General features: G+C 39.8%; 14 protein-coding genes. All 14 read right to left on the bottom strand.

Features of this window, described 5'->3' with window-relative positions; all coding sequences use genetic code 11:
- Positions 1-21 precede the first annotated feature (21 nt).
- The 14 genes from NIAKO_RS33310 to NIAKO_RS33245 all read right to left on the bottom strand — a co-directional run bounded on the left by NIAKO_RS33310 (position 22) and on the right by NIAKO_RS33245 (position 12,355).
- Positions 22-1,104, bottom strand: a complete 1,083-nt coding sequence (locus NIAKO_RS33310; protein ID WP_172642134.1) for a glycosyltransferase family 4 protein — start codon at positions 1,102-1,104, stop codon at positions 22-24.
- 213 nt (positions 1,105-1,317) lie between these two features.
- Positions 1,318-2,547 (bottom strand): glycosyltransferase family 4 protein, encoded by a 1,230-nt coding sequence (locus NIAKO_RS33305; RefSeq protein WP_014222899.1) that lies wholly within the window; start codon positions 2,545-2,547, stop codon positions 1,318-1,320.
- Positions 2,516-3,496: a glycosyltransferase family 2 protein gene (locus NIAKO_RS33300; RefSeq protein ID WP_014222898.1), complete on the bottom strand. Its 981-nt coding sequence runs from the start codon at positions 3,494-3,496 to the stop codon at positions 2,516-2,518. Before NIAKO_RS33300 ends, NIAKO_RS33305 begins: the two co-directional genes overlap by 32 nt.
- A 1-nt stretch (position 3,497) precedes the next feature.
- Positions 3,498-4,301 (bottom strand): SDR family oxidoreductase, encoded by an 804-nt coding sequence (locus NIAKO_RS33295; RefSeq protein ID WP_014222897.1) that lies wholly within the window; start codon positions 4,299-4,301, stop codon positions 3,498-3,500.
- Between the two features lie 5 nt (positions 4,302-4,306).
- The gene (locus NIAKO_RS33290) at positions 4,307-5,290 is read right to left on the bottom strand and encodes a UDP-N-acetylglucosamine 4,6-dehydratase family protein (RefSeq protein ID WP_014222896.1); all 984 of its coding nucleotides are present in this window, start codon (positions 5,288-5,290) and stop codon (positions 4,307-4,309) included.
- Positions 5,291-5,325: 35 nt separating this feature from the next.
- Positions 5,326-6,024 (bottom strand): class I SAM-dependent methyltransferase, encoded by a 699-nt coding sequence (locus tag NIAKO_RS33285; RefSeq protein WP_165761215.1) that lies wholly within the window; start codon positions 6,022-6,024, stop codon positions 5,326-5,328.
- 207 nt (positions 6,025-6,231) lie between these two features.
- Positions 6,232-7,194, bottom strand: a complete 963-nt coding sequence (locus NIAKO_RS37430; RefSeq protein WP_014222894.1) for a glycosyltransferase family 2 protein — start codon at positions 7,192-7,194, stop codon at positions 6,232-6,234.
- Positions 7,184-8,305 carry a DegT/DnrJ/EryC1/StrS family aminotransferase gene (locus NIAKO_RS33275; protein ID WP_014222893.1) on the bottom strand — a complete coding sequence of 374 codons (1,122 nt, stop codon included), beginning with the start codon at positions 8,303-8,305 and terminating at the stop codon, positions 7,184-7,186. Before NIAKO_RS33275 ends, NIAKO_RS37430 begins: the two co-directional genes overlap by 11 nt.
- A 13-nt stretch (positions 8,306-8,318) precedes the next feature.
- Positions 8,319-8,933, bottom strand: coding sequence for an acyltransferase (locus NIAKO_RS39660; protein ID WP_014222892.1), 615 nt, complete (start codon positions 8,931-8,933; stop codon positions 8,319-8,321).
- Positions 8,934-8,945: 12 nt separating this feature from the next.
- Positions 8,946-9,566 carry an HAD family hydrolase gene (locus tag NIAKO_RS33265; RefSeq protein WP_014222891.1) on the bottom strand — a complete coding sequence of 207 codons (621 nt, stop codon included), beginning with the start codon at positions 9,564-9,566 and terminating at the stop codon, positions 8,946-8,948.
- On the bottom strand, positions 9,566-10,459 hold the full coding sequence (locus NIAKO_RS33260) for an NAD-dependent epimerase/dehydratase family protein (protein WP_014222890.1): 894 nt from the start codon (positions 10,457-10,459) through the stop codon (positions 9,566-9,568). Before NIAKO_RS33260 ends, NIAKO_RS33265 begins: the two co-directional genes overlap by 1 nt.
- Positions 10,460-10,462: 3 nt before the next feature.
- A complete protein-coding gene (locus NIAKO_RS33255; RefSeq protein WP_014222889.1) occupies positions 10,463-11,530 on the bottom strand; it encodes an ATP-grasp domain-containing protein in 1,068 nt (355 codons plus the stop codon).
- A complete protein-coding gene (locus NIAKO_RS33250; RefSeq protein WP_014222888.1) occupies positions 11,527-11,946 on the bottom strand; it encodes a sugar 3,4-ketoisomerase in 420 nt (139 codons plus the stop codon). The genes NIAKO_RS33255 and NIAKO_RS33250 overlap by 4 nt, the downstream gene beginning before the upstream one ends.
- Positions 11,939-12,355 carry a sugar 3,4-ketoisomerase gene (locus NIAKO_RS33245; RefSeq protein WP_014222887.1) on the bottom strand — a complete coding sequence of 139 codons (417 nt, stop codon included), beginning with the start codon at positions 12,353-12,355 and terminating at the stop codon, positions 11,939-11,941. Before NIAKO_RS33245 ends, NIAKO_RS33250 begins: the two co-directional genes overlap by 8 nt.
- Positions 12,356-12,359 lie beyond the last annotated feature (4 nt).

Genomic DNA, 12,359 nt, shown 5'->3' with positions numbered 1-12,359 from the left:
CTATTAATTAATTTATAAAAATTACAAATCCACGGATACTTGCAGCTCTTCTGACATTTTCCGTGGCGCTATGAGTTCGTCCTCATTTAATATTTGAGAAAGTCTGTCTTTATAGTGTTGCCAGGTATAATCATTACTCAATCTATATGCCTGTTGTGCGATGGCTTTTCTGTAAGCCAGATCAGCATATAATTTTTCCATGGCATTAGTGACGGCGTAAACATTTCCAACTTCGATCATTTCACAGGAAATACCATGTTTTAAGACTGTACCGCTGTTAGCTGTAGTAATTACAGGCAGCTGCATTGCCATTGCCTGAAAAACGGCTATAGAACTTCCTTCGAATGTAGTAGGAAAAACAAATACATCCATCTTTTTCAATTGCTCAACCAGTATCGCCCTGTTCACCATGCCATGCATATGCACATTTGCTGGCATATCAGACAAATCGATGTGATTGTCAACTGCGCCAAAGAAATGTAATTCACATTCGGGATGCAACGCTACAAAATTTTTCCAGGCTTTCAATAAAACATCGGCTCCTTTACGCCACCCTACTGTACCAACAAATACAAACTGCAAATCTTTTTTCTCAACAAATTCTTTATTGGGATTACCGAAATCTTCCAGGTCAACGCCGTAGGGAAGCACTCTGCATTTGGATTCGTTATCCGGATTTAACCAACTAACCGTATTCTTTACAAATTCACTTCCGCACAAAATAATGTCAGCCAGATTAACTTCTTCTACATACTGGGCAAACATTCTTTTAGAAACGGGATCAACGTCATTTAGCATCTTCCAGTTAAATTGATCCCCATGTTGGATTTTTAACCGGTATTGTGGCACTCCGATAGTAAGATCGAGCACCAGCTTTGATTTACCTTTCCAATTCCTGAACAGCACATTGGAGGACATATCAAATGAAATACAGATCTCGGGTGGGGAAAAACGTTTCAAAGCTTTTTCCTGAAAGCTCTCATTAAGATAAAAATAATCAACTGGCTTCCTGCGTAACTGATATATTTTTTTCATTACCTCAGGATGCGGTAATGAGTAAACATACTTTGATGGTAATTTGGGATAACTTCTTTTTCCAAGCATCCTGGCATACTTTGGAGAAATGGCGCGAAGTCTTTTTATAAATGCCGGCCCGGTATAAATACTGGTAACATGTCGAAAATCATTTTTGTACAAATCCGCCAGTACTGCAGCCTGCTCAAAATTGTGTTGCTTTCCGGGATGTAAGCTTATCAGTTTAACCTTAAGCATGGTTTTAAGGGGGCAGGTATACTTATGGTACACCTATACTTCAAATCAGTTACGAAATTCCAGAAATCTTTTTATCAGGTTATTCCAGTCATAATTCTTCCTCACATATTCAATTCCCTGATTTTTTATACTATCCATTAAACCCGGTTGATTAATACAATTTTCAATTGTTTTAACTGCCAGGTGAATAGATTCTTTTTTGTCGAAATCAAAAAGGTAGCCGGTATGGTCATGTACCACTGCTTCCTTTACGCCTCCATGTGTTCCACCAATCACTACATTTCCAAATAAAGAGGCTTCGATAAAGCTGATCCCAAATCCCTCAAAATCCAGATCACCCGCACTATGTGTAGGCATCAAAAAGAAATCGGATTGTTGCAATAATTTATACTTATCCTCTTCTGAAATATTACCCAGCATTTTAATATACAGCCCTGCATCTAATTGCTGAATCAACTGTTTCAACGATTCCGACTCAAGTCCTGTCCCGGCAATATAATAAATAAGTTCTATATCACTGTGTCGATCTTTCAACTCCTTTATCATTCTAATCGCAAGATCGACGCCTTTTCTTTTTACTAACCTTGATATGGTGGTAAAAACAACCTTTCGCTGGTTTTGCCCTGTTGCAGGAGCAACGGCCGATATGTTCCTACAATTTTCTTCAATGGTCGATACATTTAAGCCGGGATGTAATATCAACTCCTGTTTGTGGCTGAACTTAAACAGGCTTCTGCATAACTGTTTAGTAGCTTCGGAATTATAAATTATAAAACGCGCACCTTCATAATTCTTTTTGAAATGTTTAAACATTTTCTGCCTGGCACAAATAATATCGAGCCCATGAAAAACAATGGCATAAGGGACTTTTTGCCAACGTGCACAAGTCAATATAACATCAAAATGTTCAGAATAATACTCAGTGAAAAGTATGGTAACTCCCGTGTGCTTCTTTAACAATCGTTTCATTCCAAAGTAAGCAGACCGGTATAAATTGATTACATAAAATAAGGTGATGAGCTTGGATAAGGGAGGGAATTTATCCAGCCTGGAACTTTTTCGTTGTGTACGAATAGGGAATTCCTCGATTGAATATGGCCTGTCGATCGCTCCTATTTCAGGCGCCACCGCAGTTTTTAGTTTACCAACGGCCTGTAATTGCAGGGCCAAATTATCGGTATAATCCAAAACCCCGCCATGGTAAGTAAAAAGTGTATCGGAAAATGCAAGAAATTGTTCTGGCTCAGATTGATTCACGCGCTTCTTTCCTTTCATTTTTGTTTACTTGAAAAGAGTAGGAACCATTTAACAATGGCATCCATTTGTCATCACTCACTTTAACTTTTGAGGCACCCCTCTTCCCTCTTGCCTGCGAATATTGTTTAAGCGCCATTATCATGGCCTTATACAAGTTTTTATTGCGGAAGTAATTATATAAAAGCCGGTATGGTAGCAACAATAAAAACCGGCCCATAAATCCAGGGTATCGGCAATTCTTAATCATGCACAATACCTGATTTTTAAAGATCATCTGTTCAAGCCGGTCCTGTTTAAACTGGTCCTTGATGGTACCACCTTCCCTGTGATACAATATGGCTTTAGGGTGATATACTACTTTCCAGCCCTGTTGCCAGGCACGCATGCCCAAATCGGTATCTTCACAATAGGCAGGGCGAAATAATGTATCGAATCCCTCTAGTTCATTAAAAAATGCAGTACGAAATATGGCAGCCCCGCCGCCCGGATATAATGAATATTTTGTTGCAGTTTCTTCTGTATCCAGATAATAGTTACGCAGCCATCCTTTTGAATAGGTTGCCATTCTTACCCCGGAAGCAGTATAGGTGCCATCGAAATCCATAATGCGACATGAAACAGCAAATAACGATGGATCATTTTCCATCATTGGCACCAACTCATTCAGCACATTCAACTCCATTTTCATGTCATCATTCAACATGAGCAGGTATTCCGCCTTCATATCACGAATAAAATGATTCAACGAAAACAGGTAATCGTTTAAAGGTGAAAACTCATATCTGAATTGCGGAAAATTGGAAATCGAATATTGCCGGGTTATTTCGTCACAGCCATTATCAACTATCAGCACATCTATTTCAGCATTGCCCCGATAATTGTCTATGGCTTCTTTTACTGTAGGTAAGAGAAATTCAAGATGATGTTTCCCTTTATATGTCAATATGAGAATAGTACAGGTTGCCAAATTATCCTAGTTTGATGTCTTTTAATTGCTCAGGTAAGGATTTGCAAATGATCTCCGGAGTCAGTCTTCTGTCTACCATCGATGGAGTTTCGATAGGTTCAATTTGAAGCTTCAGATCAAATAGATCGTTAAAGAGGGTCACCATGTCATATTTTGTATAATGCTCAGTGGTGCCGTACTGCTTCAAAGTAAATTCAAATGACTGGTTCTTATTGAGAAAATCATCTATTTGCCTGCACCATTCCAGTGTGGTAATTCCATTCCACAAATGGTTGGTAAATCCTTTTATAGTAGTACCTGGTTTGTTCGACATTACCCAGGCCAGCAATCCTTTGCCCAGCGGGTTTCTGTCGGGCCCAATAATACTCACCCTTGGTATCAGCGTATTTGCCCTGCCGGTCAATACCACCTCACCGAGTCTTTTCGACCAACCATAATCATCGGTTGCGTCGGCCTCGTCAGTTACAGCATAAGGCAACCCCTTTTCGCCATTAAAAACACAATCCGTGCTGGGATGAATAAGTATGACGTCCTCGTGCAGACCATTTCTCAGCTCTGCAGGCAATATGGCGTTTGCCTGTAATAAATCGCCTGCATCGTCAGTCTTTTGTTTTATTTTCCCAATACAATTAAAAACAACAGCATTCCTGAGAGAGCGCAAATAAGCACCATACGCAGGCCTGTTTTCGTAATTGAATCTATTGTCGAAACAGGTAATTGAATGCCCGGCTGCTGAAAAATACTTTTTTACCATTTGCCCCAGCATACCGGCAGAACCTAAGATTACAATCTCTTTATTTCTCATACCACTTAAGTATATAATTCATCGTCGCCCATTCTATCGAGCAATGCCGATATGCTTTCGTAATCGGTTAATTGTTTTGTATTGGCAGAAGTATACTCATACCCGCTTGCATAAGTCTGATTATCCTTAACGGGTCTGTATTCAGGATGTACAATAAAGAACTGTTCGTTCTCATCGCTTCTTCTGATCTCATACTCATTAACCAGTACTTCATCGATTTTTTCACCAGGTCTTACCCCTACTTCTTTAATATTTTCGGCGTTTCCATCACCATACTTTTTAATCATGGTCCTGGCCAGGTCGGTCATTAAACAGGCCGGCGCCTTCTTAACAAATACTTCCCCGCCTTTGGCATATTTCATCGCATATAATACCAGCTCAACAGACTCGTCGAGTGTCATCATAAAGCGGGTCATTTTTGAATCAGTAATGGTGAGGGCCTTTTTGTCAGCGATCAGCTTTTTGAAAAAGGGTATCACCGATCCTCTTGATCCCATTACATTGCCATAGCGAACGCAGGAGAAAACTGTATCTATCTGGATCTGGTTTTGCGAGCATACAATCTTTTCCATCATACTCTTCGACAAACCCATGGCATTGATAGGCTTTACCGCTTTATCGGTTGATAATGCAACTACTTTTTGTACATTATTATGTATAGCGGCTTCACATACATTGTAGGAGCCGGTTATATTTGTTTTAACAGCTTCATATGGATAGCTTTCACAAGCCGGCACATGCTTTAATGCAGCCGCATGAAAAATAAAATCAACCCCCTTGCAGGCCTGGAACAAGCGCTCCTTGTCTCTCACATCACCAATAATATAGTGGTAATGGGGATATTGCTTTTGCATTTCATATTGCTTCTTTTCGTCGCGGCTATAGATAATGATCTTTTTAGGGTTATGCCCCTGAAGGTATTGCGCTACTTTATTTCCAAATGAACCGGTACCACCGGTTACCAGTACTGTCTGATTTTTAGGATCCATATTTTTTCTTTGCTATAAATATTGAGTGGCGATTATCAGGGCTTTCGTATGATGCCTACTTGTATCCAGTCAACAAAAAAACTTTCAAAAGAAACGTTTTTAGATTTAAATATCTCAGGATACCGGGATATCATCGATACTGAATACATATCATACCCCGAATTATAACTTTCTAAAATGTATTCGTATGACAGCCCTTTTTTCAAAAACTGATATTCATCAAGATCACAACCATTTGTCCAGGGCAAATATCCCTTATAATCTTCTCCTTTAATTTTCCGGGCGTGATTATGAATCAATTGCTCGGGAAACAAAAGATGAAGATAGGGACAATTTAATACGGAATAATGATGGTATCCCCAGGGGCTGTAATATAAAGGGCCAAAATGAAGATATAAATATCCGCCTGGTTTTAAGATGCGTAGGCATTCATCATAAACCATCCGGGGATTGGGAATATGCTCCAGAGCGCTCCAACTCACGATCAGATCGTAACTTTTATCTGGTATACAAGCCATGTTGTCCGCGCTGGACAGAACAATTTCTACTCCTGCTTTTTTCACTTCAGGATAAAGGCTGTCCACTATATCCAGGGCTACGGCCTTATTGATACCGTTTTCCTTAAACTTCTTTAATACAAAACCTGCGCCCGGTCCAATTTCAAGTGCAGATGCAGGCTTAAAATTAATTTTATTGGCTATGTATTGAAAACGTTCCAATGCCAGGGCTTCCATACCAGCCAGGCTGTAATCCTGCCGGGGGCCTGCAGCTACATTGGAATACTGCTGAACGAATTTTTCAAATTCACTTTCCGGTAAATAATTCCTGAAAGGAATCGCCTTATCAAAAGCCTGTTTGGCTTTTTTATAATTATACCTGAAAAGCTTGTTTGAAATATTATTCTTTAGCTGATTCAACATCAAAAAGTAGCTTTAAAATTATTAGGCTGGTTCCTTTACCAATTTACGAACAGCTTTCAATTTATCGCTCAATAATACCCTGCAGGTTTGCAGATATAAATACCTCCCCAGCCCATACTTTCTCAAAAATTCCTTCAAGTAAATACCTCTGTATTCACCTGGCACCTGGTTATATAATAATTCCATGAACCACCAGAAAGCTTCTTCGTTATTTATTGCCCTTGTAAACTGTGGGAATTTCACTCTGGCCAATGAATAACAGACACTCATTTCTTCAGCCGTTTTCTGCCATTTGCCATTATTCTTGCTCAAACCTTTGCTGTGCGTTCTGTACATGCCGAGTACTTCTGTTAATGTATGCCATTTTGCATCAGGTTTTGCTGCATACATACCCATCGTAAAAATAAATTCATGACTGGAATAAGTTCGCCAGTCGTTTCGGGCATATTTTAAGTAGGAGGCACGTCCAAACCAGGAGCCGGATGGAGTCTTTCTATTATTTTTCTTTAAGTTCCAGGCAGCTCTGAAAAGCGCATCGGGGGCATTCCGGCATGGTAGAAATTTATCCATCCATTTATAGAGTATTGTTTTTGTGTCTTCATCATACACATCTACGTTATGATAACACAATTCAAACTCAGCATTCTCATTAAGAAAAGCTACCTGCTTTTCTATTTTGGAAGGATACATAATATCATCCCCCGCAATGATGCATATATACTGTCCCCGACATTGTTCCATTCCCAGGTTAAGGTTGATGGAGATGCCCTTGTTTACCGGAGAAAGGATTGGTATGATGTTGCTATTGGCAGCAGCGAATGACCGAATGAGTTCAGGTGACCGGTCAGTTGATCCATCATCTGCAATGATGATCTCGATGTTCTTATACGTCTGTAACAGGATACTTTCAATACATTCCTTCAGAAAGTCAACCTGTTGATAAGACACGACTACTATGCTAACGAGCGGTTGATTATTTTCCATTAAAAAAATCACGAATTGCGTTTGACACTTCAATCACTTGCCCTTCACTTAAACCAGGCCAAACCGGAAGACTTAAGCAGGTACCGGCAATTTCCTCCGCTATGGGTAAATCACCCATTTTATATCCCAGGTCTTTATAGGCCGCCTGCAGATGTGGTGGAACAGGGTAATGGATCAATGTGCCAATACCTTTTCCGGTTAAATATTCCTGCAATTTATCCCTTTGTTTTGTTCTGATCACAAATAAATGATACACATGGTCCGCATCCTTTGCAACCTGAGGAAGAATAACATCTCCCACTCCCTTCAATGCATTCGCATAGATCTCAGCGATCTGACCCCGTTGTTTATTCCATTGCTGCAGGTATTTTAGTTTGATCGCTAAAAAGCCTGCCTGGCATTCATCCATGCGCATGTTAAATCCTATCTCTTCATGATAGTATTTTTTCTGCGATCCGTAATTCCGTAATGTTTTCGCTTTTTGCGCCAGCACCTCATCATTGGTAGTAATACCACCTGCATCACCTAATGCACCGAGGTTTTTGCCGGGGTAAAAACTGGTAGCGTTTATATGCCCCCAGCTTCCTGATATTTTTCCGCGATAACTGGCTCCCTGGGCCTGCGCGTTATCTTCTATAATATATAATTTATGTTTTTGGGCAATGGCTTCAATGGCTGCCATTTCACAGATCTGTCCGTACAGGTGTACCGGCATGATTGCTTTTGTACGGCTGGTGATCGCGGCTTCAATCTTTGCCGGGTCAATATTATAAGTATGTATGTTCGGCTCAACAAATACAGGTTTGGCGCCCACATAGGAAACAGCCAGTACCGTTGCAATAAATGTATTGGATGGAACAATAACTTCATCTCCCTCGCCAATGCCAAGCGCCTTTAATGCTATATGCAATGCATCTAATCCGTTACTGATACCTATACTATGGCTCACTTCATTAAATGAAGCATACTCTTTTTCAAATTGTTGTAGCTGATCTCCTAAAACATACCAGGCTTTATCGAAAAACTGCTCAAAATTTTGTAACACTTCCGACCTGATCGTTTTATTGGTGCTTTCAAAAGATACAAAGGGGATATGAGGCTTTACATTCATAATATGCTTACTCTTATAAAGATTTTTTTACAACAGCAGGGTTTCCTGCGGCTAATACATTTGGTGGAATATCTGAAAGTACAACCGAGCCGGCAGCAATGACACTATTATCTCCAATGCTTACTCCTTTCAAAATTGTGCTTCCCCAACCTATCCAAACATTATTTCCAATTCTGACTTCTTTCTTATTAACTACAGCATGGTCGATCTTATACCCCATCACCTCCCGCTCCCTGATAGCGGGAGACACCGGATGAAAATCTGTATCTGATATTATTGTACATGATGCGATCTGACAATTCTTTCCTATGCTTACTTTCTGATACGCTGTAATTGAAACCCCATTTAGCATACTATTATCGCCAATTTCAATTATGCCATTCAAACCGCACACCAACGTGCATCTAAAGGTTAATGCCGTGTTGGAATTTTCAAAATCAGAATTCAACACAACCTTGCTGCCCAATATAATTTTAGAAGTACCTGGTAATTTAAAAAAAGGCAGTTTTCCAAAGATCCTAATTGGCCCATTGTTATGCAATTTGATGCCATACCTTCTTTTAAGTAAAAACGTTTTCCATTTTTGCTTAAAGGTTACCGGTCTTTGGTTTTCCAATATTTCACTCATAGGATATGAATGCTATGCATTAAAGTTTAGCTCCAGAACACTTGAAGCTATTACATCAGGTTTATATTCCATCAGCACCTCTTTACTCAGGAATCCTGAAAAAACGGCTGCTGTTTTAACACCAAGCCTTTTCCCGGTTTGAATATCCTTTCCAGTATCACCAACCAACCAATCTGTTGAACTGGTTTTAATTGAATTGGCAATTAATTCAAACTTATCCTGCAACCCATTGGTGACAAATACCTTTTCAAAAAACCTGTTCCAGTTAAACTTATCAACCTGCTGCAGCGCCTGATCTTCTAACTGCCTTGCAGTAACAATATAAAGTGAGTTGGTTTTACTTAGTTCCTGCAGGTACGCAGTAACCCCCTCAAATGGTTTATCAAAAGAAAGCCATTCCGCCGACTCTATATTATTTAACCAGATTTGTTCAAACCGGGTAAAATCTTCAGCAGTATAAGCAAACTGGTTTATTAATATTTCCTTGTGTGAGATCTTATTTCTTTTTAGCGCCCAGTAATCATCAAAGGTTAGTTTTGATGCCGGCACCAGGTTTTGAAAAAGCCTGTACAGTCGTTCTCTCGAATCTAACAACGTGCCATCAAGGTCAAAAAAAATATTCTTTTCTTTCATCAGCTTCGAAATCCTTTTATCTCTTCTTCCAGACCCAATCTAAAATCTACTGCTTCCCTATGTAACAGCGATTCCATTTTTGTGCTATCAAATACCAGGTGTCTTGGAGTTGCTGTTATTGTTTTGTATACCGGCTCTATCCCCTTGCCAGATATTTCAAGGATCATACTTATTATTTCCTTTACAGTATAAGATTTCCCGGATACTATATTAATTACATTACCGGAATCTTCCAGTACAAGGGATGCCAGTATTGCCTGTATACAATCATGGATATTGAGAAATGATCTTTTTTCAATACCATCATTTAAGATTTCAGGTCTCTCCTTATTAAGTACTTTGCTTATAGTAACAGGGATGAGCTTTTTATATCTCTCTTCACCTGGGCCATATATATGCCCAATTCGCAATACCTGGTATTTAACCGATTGTTGTTTACACCAGGAATCAATCATAAACTCGCAATATAACTTCGACATGCCATACAGCGATGCAGGTAAAACCTGGCTGTCTTCTGATATAATGCCATCGGCATTAGCATATACATCCAACGTACTCAAGTAGATAAATTGCTTCACTTTACCTGGCAGCGCATTCAGCAAACTATCTGTACTATAAACATTGTTGTTATTCGCCAGGTCATTCATGCCCATTTTATCCTTGGGAGTGTATGCACCGGCGTGTATAACAATGTCAATCTGGTGTATCCCCAGCGAACGAAAATCTTCTTTATGGATCTGAAAATTTTTACGCAAAACAGTTGTACAACCGTCTACTGGTTCAGACGCCAGCGCAATCACCTCATATAAATTATTATAGGAAGGCGACTGAAGCGCTTTTAACAGGTATTTCCCTATAAATCCTGAAGCCCCGGTAAGTAAGATCCGTTGCATCAATTACAGGTATACAATTTCATTCTCTAATTGCTGGCCGGTAAGTAAACGTGGTTTGGTATCCATGCCCCGGAGCCAAAGAAGCCCGTCGGGTAACGGGTTGATCTTCTTATTTAATTTCGGAAATTCATTGTACAGGGCTATGTCTTTAAAGATCCCGGGCATATTTAAACCAGCCTCGGTGAAGAATAATACAGTAGTAAAAAAACGCGAGATATTTATTTCTGTTGGATTAGGAATCCCTTGCTTGTCATAAGCCATATCAACGCCAAATATTCCATGTGGCTTGCTCGAAACGGCTTTAATAGTAGCCATCGCAATTTCATTTACCTGGTCACTGGAATAGGTTTGCCCAACTTTTGTTACTCCAGTTACACCCGAAAGCGTACGGTTTCCATGAGTCCAACCTTTTCTGATGCGGGTTTGCGCCACTACCAGTTCACCTTCATGCCATATAGATAACCAGGTAACTGTATCTGAAGTAAGCATTTGCGCAGCTGTAAAATCGCCCCATCCTTTATAATGGTCGATCCAGTGTTTGGCAAATTCAAAATCACTGGTAGGTAAAGCTCCTTTACCGCCTCCACCAATAGAAGAAGCACGTAACCATACTTTACCCTTTTCATCGGCCAGCTCTTTAAAAGCTTCTTTCAGGTCTTCTACGTTATTGATCAACCTGTTTACCGGTTGCTTTACACCCGAACCCAATAATTTTTGATAGGTTTTGTATTTATGAACGCAGGTATCAATTACATCATGCTCGGGCATAAATGTTTTTACACCCCAGGAATGAATATCATCTCTTAATAAGGAGGCATGGAAAATTTCAAGGTCATTCTGAAAATGGATCAGATCCGGTTTTTCCTTTTTGATTATCTCGTGCAGACTGGCTTTATACTGAGGCGTATTGGCATAAGGAACATAATATTTTCTTTTCGCATTTGATAATACCACGTCACTGGGCTCACTGCCCATTCCAATCACTTCTTCATCTTTGGTACTTTTTAACAATGAATTTATTACTCCTTCGGAAGGTGCGCCACCAGCTCCTGCTATTAAAATTTTTTTCATAGATTTTTTAGTCTTATAAATTCCTCGTAATCCCGGACATAGTCCTTTTCATTATAATGTTCAGAGGCCAGTACCAGGCAAATGGCGCCGGACGAAAAGTTTGAAATATCCCGCCACAAACCAGGCTTCAGATGCAGGCCCATATTCGGCCTGTTTAACTGTACCGTTTTTTTGTTTCTTCCGTCGTCGATGGTAATGTCGAAGCTGCCACTGGCAGCAATGATCAACTGTTCCAGCGATTTATGCCCATGTGCTCCCCGCGACTCACCTCCGGGTATGTCGTAGAGATAATACACACGCTTAACGGCAAAAGGTATATTGGTGAAATTAGTTACAGGAGTAATATTCCCTGCCCGGTTATGTATACGCGGCAGATGGATAACGTTGCAGTCAAAAACGGTATTTTCCCTAGCCATTTAAAGCCGCTTTAAATTTATCAAAATCCCTTATATAATCACTTTCATCATAATCCTGATCGGCCAGGATCAACGAAACAGAATTAGTAGAGAAATTTTCCATATGGCGCCAGTACATGTTTGGCACGTACAAACCATAATACGACCTGTTTAAATGATATCGCATTTCCTTTTCTCCATTATTAAGCACCACATCAAAACTGCCACTTAGCGCTACAACAAATTCCCGCAGGGTTTTATATGCATGCCCTCCTCTTATTTCGCCACCTGGCACATCGTAGATCCAGTAAGTTCGTTGAATGATAAAAGGAATATCTTTCTCTCCCTCAATAATGGAAAGATTGCCTCGGACATCGAGGATCTTTTTCAGATCGATAATAACAGGAACAGAAGTAGTAAAATCAATCATATTA

The organism is Niastella koreensis GR20-10 (assembly GCF_000246855.1).
GTDB lineage: Bacteria > Bacteroidota > Bacteroidia > Chitinophagales > Chitinophagaceae > Niastella > Niastella koreensis.
This window is presented reverse-complemented; position numbering and strand designations above follow the sequence as displayed.

What these genes read in the sequence shown, in the direction of transcription:
- NIAKO_RS33295 (WP_014222897.1), bottom strand. Translation starts at nt 4,301, where the DNA reads ATGAGAAATAAAGAGATTGTAATCTTAGGTTCTGCCGGTATGCTGGGG.
- NIAKO_RS33290 (WP_014222896.1), bottom strand. Translation starts at nt 5,290, where the DNA reads ATGGATCCTAAAAATCAGACAGTACTGGTAACCGGTGGTACCGGTTCA.
- NIAKO_RS33260 (WP_014222890.1), bottom strand. Translation starts at nt 10,459, where the DNA reads ATGCAACGGATCTTACTTACCGGGGCTTCAGGATTTATAGGGAAATAC.
- NIAKO_RS33310 (WP_172642134.1), bottom strand. Translation starts at nt 1,104, where the DNA reads ATGCTTGGAAAAAGAAGTTATCCCAAATTACCATCAAAGTATGTTTAC.
- NIAKO_RS39660 (WP_014222892.1), bottom strand. Translation starts at nt 8,933, where the DNA reads ATGAGTGAAATATTGGAAAACCAAAGACCGGTAACCTTTAAGCAAAAA.
- NIAKO_RS33285 (WP_165761215.1), bottom strand. Translation starts at nt 6,024, where the DNA reads ATGGAAGCCCTGGCATTGGAACGTTTTCAATACATAGCCAATAAAATT.
- NIAKO_RS37430 (WP_014222894.1), bottom strand. Translation starts at nt 7,194, where the DNA reads ATGGAAAATAATCAACCGCTCGTTAGCATAGTAGTCGTGTCTTATCAA.
- NIAKO_RS33305 (WP_014222899.1), bottom strand. Translation starts at nt 2,547, where the DNA reads ATGAAAGGAAAGAAGCGCGTGAATCAATCTGAGCCAGAACAATTTCTT.
- NIAKO_RS33255 (WP_014222889.1), bottom strand. Translation starts at nt 11,530, where the DNA reads ATGAAAAAAATTTTAATAGCAGGAGCTGGTGGCGCACCTTCCGAAGGA.
- NIAKO_RS33245 (WP_014222887.1), bottom strand. Translation starts at nt 12,355, where the DNA reads ATGATTGATTTTACTACTTCTGTTCCTGTTATTATCGATCTGAAAAAG.
- NIAKO_RS33265 (WP_014222891.1), bottom strand. Translation starts at nt 9,566, where the DNA reads ATGAAAGAAAAGAATATTTTTTTTGACCTTGATGGCACGTTGTTAGAT.
- NIAKO_RS33250 (WP_014222888.1), bottom strand. Translation starts at nt 11,946, where the DNA reads ATGGCTAGGGAAAATACCGTTTTTGACTGCAACGTTATCCATCTGCCG.
- NIAKO_RS33275 (WP_014222893.1), bottom strand. Translation starts at nt 8,305, where the DNA reads ATGAATGTAAAGCCTCATATCCCCTTTGTATCTTTTGAAAGCACCAAT.